Source organism: Pedococcus sp. P2_F6 (assembly GCF_056403675.1).
This window is the reverse complement of the sequence record NZ_JBFUEZ010000003.1, coordinates 349,912-364,732: the sequence shown is the minus strand read 5'-3', so window position 1 is coordinate 364,732 and position 14,821 is coordinate 349,912. Positions and strand designations below refer to the sequence as shown.

The following is a 14,821-nucleotide window of genomic DNA, read 5'->3' as shown; positions in this document are numbered from 1 at the left end:
CACGACGATGCCCTTCGCCTTCCACTACGCCGCGCGCTCCGACGTCGGCATGGTCCGTTCGGAGAACCAGGACTCCGGGTACGCCGGGCCTCGCCTGTTGGCGATGGCCGACGGCATGGGTGGTCACGCCGGCGGTGACATCGCGTCGTCCACCGTGATCGGTGCGCTCGTCGACCTCGATGGAGAGGCCCTGGGCAGCGCCGAGGCGAGTTCGGCTCTGCTGCAACGGATCACAGCGGCCAACAACCAGCTCGCTGACATCGCGAAGGCCGAACCGGCCCTGCAGGGCATGGGCACGACGCTGATCGCGATCCTGCGGTCCCACAACAAGCTCGTCCTCGCCCACATCGGTGACTCCAGGGCCTATCTCGCCCGCGACGGCAAGCTCACCCAGATCACGAAGGACCACTCGTTCGTCCAGAGCCTGGTCGACGAGGGGCGGATCACCGAGGACGAGGCCATCGGTCACCCGCAGCGGTCGCTGGTGACCCGGGTACTCACCGGACAGGACGACGACGAGCCCGACGTCACCGTCCGTGAGGCCCGCATCGGCGACCGCTACCTCATCGCGTCCGACGGCCTCACCGACTACGTCGCCGGCGACACGATCGCCGAGCTGGTCCTCGCCGGACAGGCTCCCGGCCCCACGGCCGACCGCCTCGTCGACCTCGCCCTCAAGGCGGGAGCCCCCGACAACGTCACGATCGTCATCGGTGACGTCGTGGACATCACCAAGGTGACCGCGCCGCCGACCCAGCCCCAGATCGTCGGGGCCGCCGCCACCCGCACCAAGGGCGGCACCCGCCCGATCCCGGTGACCCCTGCCGCGAAGGCCGCCGCCCTGTCCCGTGAGGCCTCGGGCCAGGACGACGAGAGCCAGGACGTCACACTCGCCGAGGAGGGCCCCGCCTCCGGGCCGGGCCGCTGGCTGCGTCGCGTCGCCCTGCTCGGCCTGGTGCTCATCGTGCTCGGCGGTGGCGCGTATGCCGCGTACACCTGGTCCCAGCGCCAGTACTTCGTGGGCGCCCACCAGGGCAATGTCGCCATCTACCAAGGGGTTTCGCAGGACCTCGGGCCGGTCAAGCTGTCCCACGTCGAGTCCGGGTCCGACGTCATGGTGGCCGACCTCCCCGATTTCGAGCGCCAACAGGTGCAGCAGACCATCGCCAAGGACTCGCTGGCCGACGCGCAGGCGCTGGTCAACCGCCTGCGCACCGACGCGCTGCGGTGCGCGGCGAGCCGGGCCACCGGCGGGGCCTGTGAGGACGCCGGCACCCCGTCGCCCTCCACCACCACCTCGACCACCTCGACCACCACCACGGCGCCGACCACCGCTGCGACCACGACGACGAGATGACCACCGTTTCGAGCTTCGCCCCCCGAACCCGCCGCAACGTCGAGCTGGTGCTGCTCCTGCTGGCCGTGAGCATCGTGGTCCTGGCCTACGTCAACGTGGGGCTGTCCGTCTCCGGCGCGTTCCCCCCGGGTCTGGTCACGCACGGTGCCGGCCTGCTCGTCATCTCGCTGGCGTTCCACCTGCTGCTGCGGTGGAAGGCGGCGTACGCCGACCCCCTCCTGCTCCCGATCGTCACGCTGCTCAACGGGTTGGGGCTGGTCATGATCCACCGCCTCGACATCGCCAAGGGACGCGACATCAGCTCGGGCCTGGCCCTCAAGCAGCTCACGTGGAGTGCCCTCGCCGTGGCGATCGCCGCGGTGGTGCTGTGGTTCCTGCGTGACCACCGGATGCTGCGGCGCTATACCTTCACGGCGGCCGTCGTCGGTTTCGGGCTGCTGATCCTGCCCCTGATCCCCGGTATCGGTCGCACCGTCAACGGGTCGCGGATCTGGATCGGGCTCGGACCCTTCACCTTCCAGCCCGGTGAGGTCGCCAAGATCGTGCTGGCCGTGTTCTTCGCCGGCTACCTCGTGCAGACCCGCGACGCGCTGTCCCTCGCAGGTCGCAAGGTGCTCGGGTTCACGTTCCCCCGCGGCAGGGACCTGGGGCCGATCATCGTCGCCTGGGTGCTCAGCCTGCTCGTCCTCGTCTTCGAGAAGGACCTCGGCTCGTCGCTGCTGCTGTTCGGGCTGTTCGTGTCCATGCTCTATGTCGCCACCGAACGCACCTCGTGGATCGCGATCGGCATGACGCTGTTCTGCGGTGGGGCCTATCTCGCGTTCCTCGTGTTCGGGCACGTCCAGCAGCGCGTGCACCTGTGGCTCGACCCGTTCGCGCCCGACCAGTCGGACCAGGTGGCCAAGGGCCTGATGGGCATGGCCGCCGGTGGCCTGCTCGGCACCGGTCTGGGTCGTGGCCGTCCCGACCTCACCTACTTCGCCGAGTCCGACTTCATCATCCCGAGCTTCGGCGAGGAGCTCGGCCTCATCGGGCTGTTCGCGCTCCTGGTGCTCTACGTGCTCCTGGTCGAGCGCGGACTGCGCACCGCGCTCGGTGTCCGCGACGGTTTCGGCAAGCTCCTCGCCGCAGGGCTCGCGTTCTCGGTGGCCCTCCAGTGCTTCGTCGTCGTCGGCGGAGTCACCCGGGTCATCCCGCTGACCGGTCTGACGATGCCGTTCCTGTCCTATGGAGGCTCCTCCCTGCTCGCCAACTGGACCCTCGTCGCCCTGCTGCTGCGCATCAGCGACGTCGCCCGGCGCCCGGTCGCCGAGATCCAGCCCGGTCCCACGCCGTCCGGCCAGGCCAGGACCGAAGTGGTGGCGATCCGGTGAACGCCCCCATCCGCCGGCTCTCGACCGTCGTCGCGCTGTTGTTCACGGCGCTGCTGATCTCCTCGACCTACATCTCGTTCGTCCAGGCCAAGGCCCTCCAGGACCGCCCGGAGAACCGCCGCACCCTGCTGGCCAACTACGCCCGCGAACGCGGCCAGATCCTCGTCGGTGGCACCCCGGTCGCGAAGTCCACCGCCACCAAGGACGAGCTCAAGTGGCTGCGGACCTATCCGCAGGGCGACCTCTACTCGCACATCACCGGCTACTACTCGTTCACCTACGGCGCGGGCGGTGGCATCGAGGGGGCCGAGAACAGCCTGCTCGCCGGGTCCTCCGACAAGCTCTTCTACCGCCGCGTCTCCGACATCCTCACCGGCAAGGAGCAGACGGGCGCGAGCCTCGAGCTCACCATCAACGCCAAGGCGCAGGCCGCCGCCGACAAGGCGCTGGGCGACCAGCGCGGAGCCGTCGTCGCCCTCGACCCCACGACCGGTGAGATCCTCGCCCTCGTCAGCCACCCGGCATACGACCCCTCCGTGCTGAGCAGCCACGACACCGACAAGGTCGTCGCAGCCTGGAAGCAGCTCAACTCCGCCCCCACCCAGCCGATGGTGGACCGCGCCATCGCCGGAAACCTCTACCCTCCGGGGTCGACGTTCAAGATCGTCACCGCCGCGGCGGCGCTCGAGTCCGGCAAGTTCACCGAGGAGAGCCAGATCCCCGGCCCGGCCGTGCTCGACCTGCCGCAGACCAGCTCCGACCTGCCCAACGACTTCCGGGGCAACTGCGGTCCCAACGACAAGACCACCCTCACGCACGCCCTCGAGATCTCGTGCAACACCGCGTTCGGGTGGCTGGGCATGCAGGTGGGGGCCGACGGCTTCCGCGCCCAGGCGGCGAAGTTCGGCATCGGTGACCGCCTGTCGGTGCCGATGTCGGTCACGCCGAGCTCGGTGCCGGCGGAGCTCAACCAGCCCCAGCTCGCGCAGTCCGCGATCGGTCAGTACGACGTTCGCGTGACGCCGCTCCAGGTCGCGATGATCTCGGCCGCCATCGCCAACAACGGGATCGTGATGCGACCTCACCTCGTCAAGAAGGTCACCTCCTCGGACCTCGAGGTGATCGACGAGACGCAGCCCGAACAGCTCTCGCAGGCCGTCTCGGCCGACACCGCGGCAGCCCTGACCCGGATGATGGAAGCCGTCGTGAAGAGCGGCACGGGCCGCGCCGCCCAGATCAGCGGTATCGACGTCGCGGGCAAGACCGGCACCGCGCAGCACGCCGCAGGCAAGGCGCCGCACGCCTGGTTCACCGGGTTCGCGCCGTCGAGCGACCCCAAGGTCGCCGTCGCGGTCGTCGTCGAGGACGGCGGCAATGCCGGCAACGAGGCCGCGGGCGGCCGGGTCGCGGCACCGATCGCCAAGGCAGTGATGGAAGCGGTGCTGGGCAAGTGAGCCACGAGACCGGCCAGGTGCTGGCCGACCGCTACCGCCTCGTCGAGCGCATCGCCCTCGGCGGGATGGGCGAGGTCTGGCGGGCCCACGACGAGACGCTCGATCGCGAGGTCGCCGTCAAGGTCCTCCTGCCCGGCAGCGCACAGGACGAAGGCTTCCTCGAGCGCTTCCGCGCCGAGGCACGACACAGCGGCGGACTGTCCCACCCCAACATCGGCACCGTCCACGACTTCGGCGAGGAGGACGGCAGCGCCTTCCTCGTCATGGAGCTCCTGCAGGGCGAACCCCTGTCGACGCTGATCCGCGAGCGCGCACCGATGCCCCAGGCCGAGGTCACGGAGATCCTCTACCAGGCGGCCCTGGCCCTTCAGGCCGCCCACGAGGCGGACGTGGTCCACCGAGACGTCAAGCCGGCCAACATCGTCGTCGACGCCAACGGGTACGCCAAGCTCACCGACTTCGGCATCGCCCGCGCCCTCAACGAGGCGCCGCTGACCCAGACCGGAGAGGTGCTGGGGACACCCCACTACCTGGCTCCCGAGCAGGCCAAGGGGGAGGTGGCGGGTCCACTGAGCGACGTCTACGCCCTGGCCGTCGTCGGCTACGAGATGATCACCGGCCAGCGACCGTTCTCCGGCGACACCTTGGTGACCACCGCCCTGGCGCACATCAGCCAGCCGGCCCCACCGCTCTCCGACGACGTCGAGGAACCGCTGCGCACCACCGTCATGGCGGCGCTGGCCAAGGACCCGACCCTGCGACCCCAGAGCGCGGCCGCCTTCGCCGAGGCGCTCAGGCTGACGCCCGGACAGGCCCCCGCACACCTGGTCGCCGGCGCGGCCGCGGCCGTCGCACCCTTCATCGTCGGCGTCCCGGCCGACCTCGGGCCCGAGGGCACCCTGCCGACCTCGGTCATGCCCACGCCGGCAGCCTCCGGTGCCGACATCACCACGGACTCCGACCGCGCCGACACGGCGGTGCACGACACTCGGCGGCCGGGWTGGCTGATCCCGGCCGCGGCCGCGGTCGTCGTCCTCGTCGTCATCGTGGTGGCCATCGCCCTCGGCGGTCGAGGAGCCGGAGCGCGGCAGGGCAACCCCGGTGCCACCACACCCAGCACGGCCACCACGACACCAACGACACCATCCAGCGCGACCACGACGGCGACGACGGCGAGCCGGACCACAGCGCCCGCCACCACTGCCGCGCCGAAGGCGCCCGCCAACGCGGGCAACGGCAAGGGCAAAGGGGGAAAGAAGAAGTGACAGCACCACGCCTGCTCGGGGGACGCTACGAGATCGGTGAGCTCCTCGGCCGCGGTGGCATGGCCGAGGTCCACCTGGGGCACGACACCCGCCTGTCGCGACCCGTGGCGATCAAGATGCTGCGCTCCGACCTGGCGCGGGACCCCGCGTTCCTCGCCCGGTTCCGCCGGGAGGCGCAGTCCGCCGCAGGCCTCAACCACGCATCGATCGTGGCCGTCTACGACTCGGGCGAGGACTACGCCACCGAGGCCGGAGGCGCCAGCGTTCCCGTGCCCTTCATCGTCATGGAGCACGTCGAGGGTCAGACCCTGCGCGAGCTGCTCAACAACAGCTCACCACTCGCGCCGGCCGAGGCGGCCCGGATCACCGAGGGTGTCCTCGACGCCCTCGCCTACAGCCACCGCATGGGCATCGTGCACCGCGACATCAAGCCGGCCAACGTCATGATCGGCCCCCAGGGCCAGATCAAGGTGATGGACTTCGGCATCGCCCGCGCCGTCGCCGATGCCAACGCGACGATGACCCAGACCCAGGCCGTCATCGGCACGGCGCAGTACCTCTCCCCTGAGCAGGCCCAGGGTCACCACGTCGACGCCCGCTCGGACCTCTACTCCACCGGCTGCCTGCTCTTCGAGCTGCTCACGGGACGGCCGCCGTTCCAGGCCGACTCCCCGGTGGCCATCGCCTACCAGCACGTCGGGCAGCCCCCGCCGCGCCCGTCGACCCTCACCCCCGGCATCGACCACGCCCTCGACGCCGTGGTGCTGCACGCGTTGGCCAAGGACCGTGAGTCCCGCTACCAGGACGCCACCGCCTTCCGTGCCGACCTGCAGGCGGCGCGCCTCGGCCGCCCGATCAGCGCAGCTGCTCGTGGCACGGCAGGCGCCGCGGCCGGCACCGCCGACGCGACGGTGGCCCTCGCGCCGGCCAGCGCGACCGCAGCCACCACGGTGATCCCGGCCGGGGGGAAGTATGCCGCGCCGGCGGGGTCCAACACGGCGACCCTTCCCGCCATCGGGCACGACCCCGACGACGAGCCCCGCAAGCGACGGGGCCTGGCCTACTTCCTGCTGGTCCTCGCCGTGCTCGGTGCCCTCACCCTGATCGCCGTGGCCGGGAAGGCCCTGCTGGACCGGCCGGGACAGAACCAGCCGAAGGTCGCGGTCCCCTCGGTGATCGACCTGCCCGTCGACACGGCCGAGGCCAAGATCCGCGCCCTCGGACTGGTGCCCGAGCCCACCGATGTCAACAGCGCCAAGGAGGTCGGCACCGTCGTCGACCAGAACCCCAGCGCCAGCGAGATGGTCACGAGCGGCAGCAAGGTGGGCATCAGCGTGTCGATCGGGCCGAACACCGTCGACCTGCCCGACCTCAAGGGCTTCAGCAAGGACGAGGCCGCCGCCCAGCTGGCTGACCTCAACCTGAAGGTGGGCAGCATCAAGGAGGTCGATGACACCGGACTGGACAAGGGCAAGGTCTCGACGACCTCGCCGGCGGCGGGCGAGGCCGTCGCGGTGGGCTCGGCCGTCGACCTGAACGTGTCGTCCGGCAAGGTGACGGTGCCGGATGTCGTGGGCAAGACCCGCAACGAGGCGGCCGACCTGCTCGGCGAGCTCGGGCTGAGCGTCAAGACGACCTACGTCGACAGCACCCAGCCGGAGAACACGGTGCTCAAGCAGAGCATCAAGGCCAAGACGAAGGTGAACGACGGCTCGACCATCACCTTGACCATCGCGCAGCCACCACCCCCGGTGCAGACACCCACCACCCCACCCACGACGGCGACGACCACGGCGCCCCCCACTCTGCCGACGGGAACGGCGACCACGCTGCCGTAGCCAGGCGGCCCCAGACGAGGCCCCGTGGCGCGGCCCGGCGAAGCGGTGGAGTCAGCCGGCGGCGACGGCTCGCGCCACGCCCTCGGCGTCGCGCACCAACGGGCTGAGTCCTGCCGAGCGGGCGACCGCGTCCTCGAGGCCGCACAGGGTCAGCCAGTTGGCGAGGATCCGGTGGCCGCCCTCGGTGAGCACGCTCTCGGGGTGGAACTGCACGCCGTGCAGTGGCAGGTCGCGGTGGCGCGCGGCCATGATGATGCCGGACTCGGTGTGACCGTTGGCGACCAGCGTCTCGGGAACGGTCGCGGGGTCGATCGTCAGCGAGTGGTAGCGCGTCGCGGTGAACGGCGACGGCAGCCCCGCGAGCACCCCCGTGTCGTCGTGGAGCACCCTGGAGGTCTTGCCGTGCAGCAGCTCCGGGGCGCGGCCGACCGTTGCCCCGGTCACGACTCCGAGAGCCTGGTGACCGAGGCACACGCCGAGCATCGGCTGGGCACGCTCCCCGCAGCCCTCGATCATCGCCATCGAGACGCCGGCCTCCTCCGGGGTCCCTGGTCCGGGTGAGACCAGGACGCCGTCGAACTCCGCGCCGTCGGCGGGACGCACGGCGTCGTTGCGCACGACCTCGCACTCGGCACCGAGCTGCTGGAGGTAGCCGACGATGGTGAAGACGAAGCTGTCGTAGTTGTCGACGACGAGGATGCGGGTCATCGGTGGTCCTCCGTCATCGGTACTCCTGTTTCTTGGGCCCGGACCAGGTGGTTCGGCGCACGCAGTGCGGTGGGGTCGACCGTGTTCTCGTTGAACGGCATGAGGGGGGCGATGCGCGGGAAGAGCCACAGGAAGCAGAAGGCGACCACGAGCAGCACGAGCACGGCGGCGAGCAGCACCCGCACCACGAGGGGACCGGGCAGCGCGCGCCAGATCGCGGCATACAGCATCGGTCAGGCTCCCTTCGGGGCGGCGAGGGTCCCGGCAGGCAGGCCCTCGGCATGGGGGTAGGTCTTCACCAGCTGGGCGAACACGACGTAGCGCTGGGCGGCGCTGTACTTGGGGTGGCACGCGGTCATCGTCAGCCAGCGCTCGGTGGGCTTCGCGCCAGGCTTGTCGGGCACGGGCGCGATCACCCTGACGTCGCTGGGCGCCACGATCTCGTGACGCCGCACGGCATAGACGTTGTATGCCGCCTTGGTCTCCACCACGACCAGGTCACCGCTGCGCAGCTTGTCGATGTCGTGGAAAGGACGCCCGTAGGTCGTGCGGTGCCCGGCGATCGCGAAGTTGCCGACCGCCCCGGGCCCCGCGGTGCCGTCGTAGTGGCCGATGCCGTCCTGGAGGATGTCGCGGCCGGTGCCCTCGAGGAGCGGGCGCGCGTAGTGCGCCCCGAGGCGCGGGATCCGCACGATCGCGAACGCCGCCCCGAACGGGGCAGCCGTCGGCTGCCCGGCGGGGCTGGTCGGCGCCGCGGCCGCGAAGTCGCGGGTCAGCGTGGAGACCGTCGCGTCCTGCGTGCGGTTGGCGGTGACGTCGGTCCACCAGAGCTGCCAGCCGACGAAGAGGAGAAGCAGCAGCCCCGCCGTGACCATCAGGTCGCCGGCGACACCCAGGACCCAGCGGGCCACCCTCATCGGCCGGCCCGGGCGCGCTGCAGGTTGATCGAGCCCGCATAGGCGGGGAAGGTCTGCTGCACGTTCGTCCTCACGTCGTATCCCACGCCGACCTCGCCCACCCACTGCCGGTAGATGGACACCGACGGGCTGCGCTCCAGCGCTGTCTTGAGGTTGGACTGGTCACCCATGGCGGAGATGACGTAGGGAGGGGAGTACACCCGTCCCTGGAGGATGAGGGTGTTGCCGACGCAGCGGACCGCGCTGGTGGAGATGATCCGCTGGTCCATCAGCATCATCGCCTCGGCTCCGCCCTCCCAGAGCGCGTTGACGACGGCCTGGACGTCCTGCTGGTGCACGACGTAGTCGTCGACCGAGAAGCCGTCGGGCAGCACGGCGGGGACGTTCTTGGCATCGGTGAGCGACACCTGCACCGTGGGGCCGGCCACGGCCTGGGTGCCGGCCGCCAGGGTCAGCTTGTCGGCCTCCGTGGTCAGCTGGGTGACGCGCAGGTCGCCGGGGGCCTGCTGGGCCGAGAGCCGGTCCACCTCGGCACGCAGCTGCGCGAGCCGGCTTGCGAGGACGGTGTTCTGGCGGGTCTGGTTGCGGATCAGGCCCGGCAGGTCACCGCCCGACGAACGCAGGTCGGTGCCCCGGGCCGTGGCCGCGCTCAGGGCGAACAACAGTCCGGCGACCAGGGCGACCAGCGGGACCACGGCCGACCAGAGAGTGGGGCGGCGCGTCAGCCACGTGAGCCGCTGGTCCGCCATGGCACTACGCTATGCCACACGTCGAGACGGTTGACGCTGCCGTCCGAGTTTCGAGGAGTGTTTCCGTGCCTGAGTCCAAGGGTCGCGCCAAGCGCGCTTACACCCCGCCGAGCAAGCCCGCGAAGGCCAAGGTCGGCAACCCGCCCTGGTTCGTGCCGGCGATGCTGACGCTCATGGTCGTCGGCCTCCTGTGGATCGTCGTCTTCTACATCACCAGCCAGCGCTTCCCGCTGGAGTCGCTCGGTCGCTGGAACCTCGGCGTCGGCTTCGGCCTGATGCTCACGGGTTTCGCGATGACGACCCGCTGGCGCTGACCGCACCGTCCCGCCTGACCGCCTGACCCGCACGTTATCCACAGGGTTGTGCACAGCTGGGGACAAATGACAGGCGTGTAATACGGGCCCGACGCCCGGGTCAGCCGAGGAGCGAGGCCGGCGACGCGGCATACTTGCCGATCGCGACCGCGACCACGACGAGCAGCACCAGTGCCACGCCGGGCCACTGCCAGCGGCGGCGTTCGCGGGCGGAGGTCGCCGCGATCACCCCCGCCACGGCAGCGCCGGTGAGCAGACCACCGAGGTGGGCCTGCCACGCGATCCCCGGCACGACGAAGCCGATCACGGCGTTGATGCCGATCGTCGCGTACATGCCGGCCGAGGAACGGCCCAGGTGCCGGTTGAGCACGAGCAGCGCGCCGAACAGGCCGAAGACCGCTCCCGACGCACCGACCGCGCCGATGTACCAGGAGCTGGGGTCGAGCTCGTCGAAGGGCACCGCCGGTGACAGCAGCAGGTAGCAGGACGATCCGCCGATGGCGCTCACCAGGTAGACCGCGGCGTACCGCGCTCCGCCCAGCAGCCGCTCGAGGTACTGCGCCCCCACCATCCACAGCGCCAGCATGTTGAACAGGATGTGCGTGATCGTCGCGTGGGCGAACGCCGACGTGAGGAAGCGCCAGGGCTCGTGCGCGCCCAGGTAGGGCACGAAGGAGATGTCGCCGCTCAGGCTCGGTTCGGCCGTCTGCAGCACGAAGACCAGGACGCAGATCGCGATGATCGCGTAGGACACCAACGGGGTGTCACTGACGCTGCCGCCGAAGACGGTCCGCGTGCTGCGGACCGTCTTGGCCTGTTCCTTCACGCAGTCGACGCACTGGACGCCGACCGCGGCCGGTCGCTGGCACTCGGGACAGACCGGCCGCGCGCACCGCTGGCAGCGCACGTAGGAGACCCGGTCGGGGTGCCGCGGGCAGACGGGGGTCGTCTGCTGTTGCGGGTATGCCGTGGGCTCACTCATGTGCGGACCTTGCCTTGGGGGCCGCCGTGGACGGCGGCCTTCGAGGGGTGGTGCGGGTCGACGTCAGTCGTGGACGACGACCGACTCGATGACAACGTCCTCGACCGGCTTGTCGTTCGCACCGGTGCGAACGGCGGCGATCTTGTCGACGACCTCGCGACTGGGGCCGTCGGCCACCTCACCGAAGATGGTGTGCTTGCCCTGCAGCCACGTGGTGTTGCCCACGGTGATGAAGAACTGCGAGCCGTTGGTCCCCTTGCCCATCCGCTTGCCGGCGTTGGCCATGGCGAGCATGTACGGCTTGGTGAAGTCCTTGTCGGGGCTGATCTCGTCGTCGAAGGTGTAGCCCGGACCACCGAAGCCCTGCCCGAGGGGGCATCCGCCCTGGATCATGAACCCGGGGATGATGCGGTGGAACACCAGGCCGTCGAAGAACGGCGTGGGGTTGGATCGGCCGGCGTCGTCGCGGTACTCCTGCTCGCCCTTGGCCAGTCCCACGAAGTTCTTGACGGTCTTCGGGGCGTGGTCGGGGAACAGCGTGACGTTGATGTCGCCGTGGTTGGTCTTGAGGGTGACGTCCATGTCGGCCATCCTTCCATGCGCGGTCTCGTGAGATGGCCCTCAGTACCCCCACGGGCTTGCTCACCAGCGGAAACAAGGCAGGATGGGTCGAGAGAAGTCGTCCGTCCGGTCGTCGTGCAGAGCCCTCCGCGGCACTGGTTCGCCGATCGTCCGGACTCCATCCCACGCCAAGTCACAGGAGGCACGGTGTTCCGCACCAAGACCAAGACTGAGCAGGCCAGCGACGCTGTCAGCAGCTCCGCGCAGAGCGCGGTCGACTATGCAGCAGCCCTCAGGGAGCGCGTCGGCCCGGCCGCCGAGGTGGCCAAGGAACGCGCCGCCCAGGCCAAGGACTGGAGCAAGCCCCACGTCGAGCACGGCCTCGAGGCCGCCCGCGAGTGGGCCAAGCCGCGGGTCGACCACGGCATCGAGGTGGCTGCCCCCAAGCTGCAGGGCGCCGTCGAGGGGCTGGCCCCCAAGGTCGACACCGCCCGCGACACCATCGTCGACACGCTGCTGCCGAGGGTCGCCGAGGCGATCGCGGCCGTCGCCGCAGCCTCCGCCGCCGCCAAGTCGGCCGCTGCCGACACGGCTGACCGGTCCTCCGACGCCTACTCGGTGCTCAAGGGCGACGCCGTGGCCAAGCCCCGCAGGCGCAAGGGCAAGATCCTGCTGTTCCTCGGTCTGGCCGCCGCCGCAGCAGCCGCTCTCGCGGCCTTCAAGAAGTCGGCACCGCGCGAGGACCCGTGGGCCACGCCCCTCGACGACCCCTACACCGCACCGACGGCCGGCCGAGACTCCAGCGTCAGCACGACCAGCAAGGTCGCCAGCCTGACCGACGCCGCCAAGGAGAAGGCCACCAGCGCCGCCGAGACGGTCAAGGACAAGGCCGCTGAAGCCAAGGACAAGGCCACCGAGGCTGCGTCCGACGCCAAGGACAAGGTCACGAGCAAGGGCAAGCACGTCGCCACCGACGCCGCCGACGGGGTCTCGGACGCCGCCGACGAGGTGTCGGACGCCGCGCAGGACGCCAAGGACAAGGTCGACTGACCCGATCTGACCCGGCGCCCCGCCCTGGCACCCGCCCTCGCAAAACGGCGGTTGCTCGCGAAACGGCAGTTACAAGCCCCGTTTCGCGACGCAACCGCCGTTTTGCGTTGGGGGGAGGGCGGGAGCGGACGGTAACGTGGGTGCGGATGTGGGACGTGGTTGCGGGACCGTTCCTCGCTGCGGCGGGGCTCCTCGTGCTGGCCGGGGTCCCCAAGGTCCGCGATCCGCTTCCGCTGGTTCGGGCGCTGCGCGCAGCAGGTATGCCGGCCGGCCGCCATCTGGTGCGCGCCTTCGCCGTCGTCGAGATCGCCGTCGGCGGCTGGGCCCTGGTCGCGCCCGGCCGGGCGAGCGCGGCCCTGGTGGCCGCGGCATACCTCGTCTTCACGGCGTTCGTCGCCCGCGTCCTCACGAAGGGTGGCGTGCTCGGGTCGTGCGGGTGCTTCGGCAAGCCCGACACCCCCGCGACGCGCACCCACGCAGCCCTGACCGCCCTCGCGGCCCTCACCGCCCTGGCGGTCACCCTCGACCCTCCGGTGGGTGCCTGGTCAGCCGTGGACGCGACCAGCCTGACCATCGTGGGGCTCGCCGGCGTGATCGGGTTCCTGGCCTGGCAGGTGATGGCCGTGCTGCCGACGACGTCCCCCGCAGCCATCCGCAGCACCGTCCCCCCGACCTCCCGCGTCTGACCAGGAGAAGCCGACCTGATGCTCGCCGCCGTCATCGCCGAAGCCGTGGCCATCGTGCTGCTCGGTGTGCTCGTCCTCGGGCTGCTGCGCAGCCACGCCCTCATCCTCAAGGCCCTGCACGAGCTCGGTGCCGGGCTCGAGCTGGAACGCGAGGCGGGCACCGGCGTCACCACCGCCACCACCGGTGGCAAGCCCGGTCCCGTGCCGGTCGAGCTCGAGACGGGCGTGGTGCAGGCGACCCGCAAGGACTCCGCGACGGCCCACGACATCATCGGCACCGACCTGGACCGGGTCGAGCAGCGGGTCGCCGTGACCGCGGCCGGGTCGAGGACGCTGTTGGCCTTCCTCACCAGCGGGTGCAGCGTGTGCCAGACGTTCTGGGACGAGTTCCAGGGATCGGTGGACGTGCCCGGCGACGGCGACCTGCGCATCGTCGCCAAGGGCGCGGCAGAGGAGTCGATCTCGACCCTGCGCACCCTGGCCGGCGACCGTGACGTCATCCAGTCCTCGGGTGCGTGGCTGGACTACGACATCCCCGGATCGCCCTACTTCGTGTACGTCGAGGGCGGAGTCGTGACCGGCGAGGGGTCGGCGACCACGTGGGCGCAGGTCCGCGACCTGATGGCCCAAGGGGTCGCCGACAACGCCGAGGCGCGCGCCGCAGCCGGGCGCACCGGTCCCGGGCTGCTCGTGGGCGCCCACGTCGACAGTGACATCGGACGGGGCGAGCGCGACAGCCTGCCGCGGATGGACGCCGAGCTGCTGGCCGCTGGCATCGGACCGGGCGACCCGAGCCTGCACCGCTCGCCGGACGCCGAACCGGTATCCGACGACGGTCACGACCACTCGCATCACGAGCACCACCACTGACATGTCCGTGACCGTGCTCGCCCTGGCCCTGGGTCTGCCGATGGCCGCGGTCGCCGCCGTCCGGGCCACCTGGTCCCCTTGAGGCGAGTCGATGCTTTCGAGCATCAGCCCGCTCGGCGAGCGGGCCCGCAACTCCCGCTGGTGGCTGACCACCACGGCATACCTCCTCGGGTCGCTGGCCGGGGGACTGGCCATGGGCGGCCTCGCCGGCGCCCTCGGCTCGGCCCTGCCCGACGCGGCGCGCACCTCGGCCTGGACGCTGGTCCTCGTCGCGGTCCTGCTGCTGGTCGGGCTCGCCTCCGACCTGCGCGGCGCCCAGTCGTTGCCCTCCTGGCGCCGGCAGGTCGACGTAGCCTGGCTGACCCGCTACCGCGGTTGGGTCTACGGCGTGGGCTTCGGTGCGCAGCTCGGTTTCGGTCTCGTCACCATCATCACCAGCGCGACGACGTATGCCGCGGTGCTGCTGGCCGCCCTCGCCGGTCACCTCGGTGCCGGGCTGGCCGTGGGAGCGACGTTCGGGGTCGTGCGGGCGCTGCCCTCGCTGCTCATGGCGCGGGTTGCGGACCGCGACGACCTGCACCGGGTCTTCATCCGCGTAGAGCAATGGACAAATCCGGCAGCGGTCCTCGCTAAGGTGGCCCTGGGAGGAGCGGCCGCGATCCTGCTGGCCGCCGCCGCATTTGCGAGTTGAGGGCAG

Annotated in this window: 16 protein-coding genes; 10 read left to right on the top strand and 6 right to left on the bottom strand. The window is 70.8% G+C overall.

What is annotated here, in order from left to right; all coding sequences use genetic code 11:
* Positions 1 to 7 precede the first annotated feature (7 nt).
* Genes AC1DWP_RS09715 through pknB form a run of 5 tightly spaced genes read left to right on the top strand, consistent with a single transcriptional unit; the run spans position 8 to position 7,287 of the window.
* Positions 8 to 1,357 (top strand): PP2C family protein-serine/threonine phosphatase, encoded by a 1,350-nt coding sequence (locus AC1DWP_RS09715; protein WP_477614256.1) that lies wholly within the window; start codon positions 8 to 10, stop codon positions 1,355 to 1,357.
* Entirely contained in the window at positions 1,354 to 2,730 is a 1,377-nt protein-coding gene (locus AC1DWP_RS09710; protein WP_477614255.1) for an FtsW/RodA/SpoVE family cell cycle protein, read from the top strand. The genes AC1DWP_RS09715 and AC1DWP_RS09710 overlap by 4 nt, the downstream gene beginning before the upstream one ends.
* Positions 2,727 to 4,184, top strand: a complete 1,458-nt coding sequence (locus AC1DWP_RS09705) for a peptidoglycan D,D-transpeptidase FtsI family protein (protein WP_477614254.1) — start codon at positions 2,727 to 2,729, stop codon at positions 4,182 to 4,184. The genes AC1DWP_RS09710 and AC1DWP_RS09705 overlap by 4 nt, the downstream gene beginning before the upstream one ends.
* Complete coding sequence (locus tag AC1DWP_RS09700; protein WP_477614253.1) at positions 4,181 to 5,449, top strand: serine/threonine-protein kinase; 1,269 nt, start codon at positions 4,181 to 4,183, stop codon at positions 5,447 to 5,449. The genes AC1DWP_RS09705 and AC1DWP_RS09700 overlap by 4 nt, the downstream gene beginning before the upstream one ends.
* The gene (pknB, locus tag AC1DWP_RS09695) at positions 5,446 to 7,287 is read left to right on the top strand and encodes a Stk1 family PASTA domain-containing Ser/Thr kinase (protein ID WP_477614252.1); all 1,842 of its coding nucleotides are present in this window, start codon (positions 5,446 to 5,448) and stop codon (positions 7,285 to 7,287) included. The genes AC1DWP_RS09700 and pknB overlap by 4 nt, the downstream gene beginning before the upstream one ends.
* Positions 7,288 to 7,338: 51 nt before the next feature.
* On the opposite strand, the gene AC1DWP_RS09690 is transcribed toward pknB, so the two are convergent.
* Genes AC1DWP_RS09690 through AC1DWP_RS09675 form a run of 4 tightly spaced genes read right to left on the bottom strand, consistent with a single transcriptional unit; the run spans position 7,339 to position 9,661 of the window.
* Complete coding sequence (locus AC1DWP_RS09690; protein WP_477614251.1) at positions 7,339 to 7,995, bottom strand: aminodeoxychorismate/anthranilate synthase component II; 657 nt, start codon at positions 7,993 to 7,995, stop codon at positions 7,339 to 7,341.
* Positions 7,992 to 8,225 (bottom strand): hypothetical protein, encoded by a 234-nt coding sequence (locus tag AC1DWP_RS09685; RefSeq protein ID WP_477614250.1) that lies wholly within the window; start codon positions 8,223 to 8,225, stop codon positions 7,992 to 7,994. The genes AC1DWP_RS09690 and AC1DWP_RS09685 overlap by 4 nt, the downstream gene beginning before the upstream one ends.
* Before the next feature lie 3 nt (positions 8,226 to 8,228).
* A complete protein-coding gene (locus tag AC1DWP_RS09680; RefSeq protein WP_477614249.1) occupies positions 8,229 to 8,912 on the bottom strand; it encodes a class E sortase in 684 nt (227 codons plus the stop codon).
* The gene (locus AC1DWP_RS09675; protein ID WP_477614248.1) at positions 8,909 to 9,661 is read right to left on the bottom strand and encodes a DUF881 domain-containing protein; all 753 of its coding nucleotides are present in this window, start codon (positions 9,659 to 9,661) and stop codon (positions 8,909 to 8,911) included. Before AC1DWP_RS09675 ends, AC1DWP_RS09680 begins: the two co-directional genes overlap by 4 nt.
* Before the next feature lie 65 nt (positions 9,662 to 9,726).
* On the opposite strand from AC1DWP_RS09675, the gene AC1DWP_RS09670 reads away from it, so the two are divergent.
* The gene (locus AC1DWP_RS09670) at positions 9,727 to 9,975 is read left to right on the top strand and encodes a cell division protein CrgA (RefSeq protein WP_477614247.1); all 249 of its coding nucleotides are present in this window, start codon (positions 9,727 to 9,729) and stop codon (positions 9,973 to 9,975) included.
* Positions 9,976 to 10,075: 100 nt separating this feature from the next.
* Here the strand turns inward: AC1DWP_RS09670 and AC1DWP_RS09665 are convergent, their stop codons facing one another.
* A complete protein-coding gene (locus tag AC1DWP_RS09665; RefSeq protein WP_477614246.1) occupies positions 10,076 to 10,957 on the bottom strand; it encodes a rhomboid family intramembrane serine protease in 882 nt (293 codons plus the stop codon).
* 63 nt (positions 10,958 to 11,020) lie between these two features.
* Positions 11,021 to 11,539 (bottom strand): peptidylprolyl isomerase, encoded by a 519-nt coding sequence (locus AC1DWP_RS09660; protein WP_477614245.1) that lies wholly within the window; start codon positions 11,537 to 11,539, stop codon positions 11,021 to 11,023.
* Between the two features lie 186 nt (positions 11,540 to 11,725).
* Here AC1DWP_RS09660 and AC1DWP_RS09655 point away from each other — a divergent pair, with 186 nt between their 5' ends.
* The 4 genes from AC1DWP_RS09655 (at position 11,726) to AC1DWP_RS09640 (ending at position 14,815) form a co-directional block, all read left to right on the top strand.
* Positions 11,726 to 12,568: a hypothetical protein gene (locus AC1DWP_RS09655; RefSeq protein ID WP_477614244.1), complete on the top strand. Its 843-nt coding sequence runs from the start codon at positions 11,726 to 11,728 to the stop codon at positions 12,566 to 12,568.
* A gap of 146 nt (positions 12,569 to 12,714) precedes the next feature.
* Complete coding sequence (locus tag AC1DWP_RS09650; protein ID WP_477614614.1) at positions 12,715 to 13,254, top strand: MauE/DoxX family redox-associated membrane protein; 540 nt, start codon at positions 12,715 to 12,717, stop codon at positions 13,252 to 13,254.
* An 18-nt stretch (positions 13,255 to 13,272) separates the two neighbouring features.
* Positions 13,273 to 14,124 (top strand): hypothetical protein, encoded by an 852-nt coding sequence (locus AC1DWP_RS09645; RefSeq protein WP_477614243.1) that lies wholly within the window; start codon positions 13,273 to 13,275, stop codon positions 14,122 to 14,124.
* Positions 14,125 to 14,215: 91 nt separating this feature from the next.
* Positions 14,216 to 14,815 (top strand): hypothetical protein, encoded by a 600-nt coding sequence (locus AC1DWP_RS09640; RefSeq protein WP_477614242.1) that lies wholly within the window; start codon positions 14,216 to 14,218, stop codon positions 14,813 to 14,815.
* The last annotated feature ends 6 nt before the right edge of the window (positions 14,816 to 14,821 follow it).

Bases quoted from the DNA above. Each gene is read 5' to 3' on its own strand.
- AC1DWP_RS09710 (WP_477614255.1), top strand. From the start codon at position 1,354: ATGACCACCGTTTCGAGCTTCGCCCCCCGAACCCGCCGCAACGTCGAG.
- AC1DWP_RS09660 (WP_477614245.1), bottom strand. From the start codon at position 11,539: ATGGACGTCACCCTCAAGACCAACCACGGCGACATCAACGTCACGCTG.
- AC1DWP_RS09675 (WP_477614248.1), bottom strand. From the start codon at position 9,661: ATGGCGGACCAGCGGCTCACGTGGCTGACGCGCCGCCCCACTCTCTGG.
- AC1DWP_RS09665 (WP_477614246.1), bottom strand. From the start codon at position 10,957: ATGAGTGAGCCCACGGCATACCCGCAACAGCAGACGACCCCCGTCTGC.
- AC1DWP_RS09715 (WP_477614256.1), top strand. From the start codon at position 8: ATGCCCTTCGCCTTCCACTACGCCGCGCGCTCCGACGTCGGCATGGTC.
- AC1DWP_RS09690 (WP_477614251.1), bottom strand. From the start codon at position 7,995: ATGACCCGCATCCTCGTCGTCGACAACTACGACAGCTTCGTCTTCACC.
- AC1DWP_RS09685 (WP_477614250.1), bottom strand. From the start codon at position 8,225: ATGCTGTATGCCGCGATCTGGCGCGCGCTGCCCGGTCCCCTCGTGGTG.
- AC1DWP_RS09645 (WP_477614243.1), top strand. From the start codon at position 13,273: ATGCTCGCCGCCGTCATCGCCGAAGCCGTGGCCATCGTGCTGCTCGGT.
- AC1DWP_RS09680 (WP_477614249.1), bottom strand. From the start codon at position 8,912: ATGAGGGTGGCCCGCTGGGTCCTGGGTGTCGCCGGCGACCTGATGGTC.
- AC1DWP_RS09650 (WP_477614614.1), top strand. From the start codon at position 12,715: ATGTGGGACGTGGTTGCGGGACCGTTCCTCGCTGCGGCGGGGCTCCTC.
- AC1DWP_RS09640 (WP_477614242.1), top strand. From the start codon at position 14,216: ATGCTTTCGAGCATCAGCCCGCTCGGCGAGCGGGCCCGCAACTCCCGC.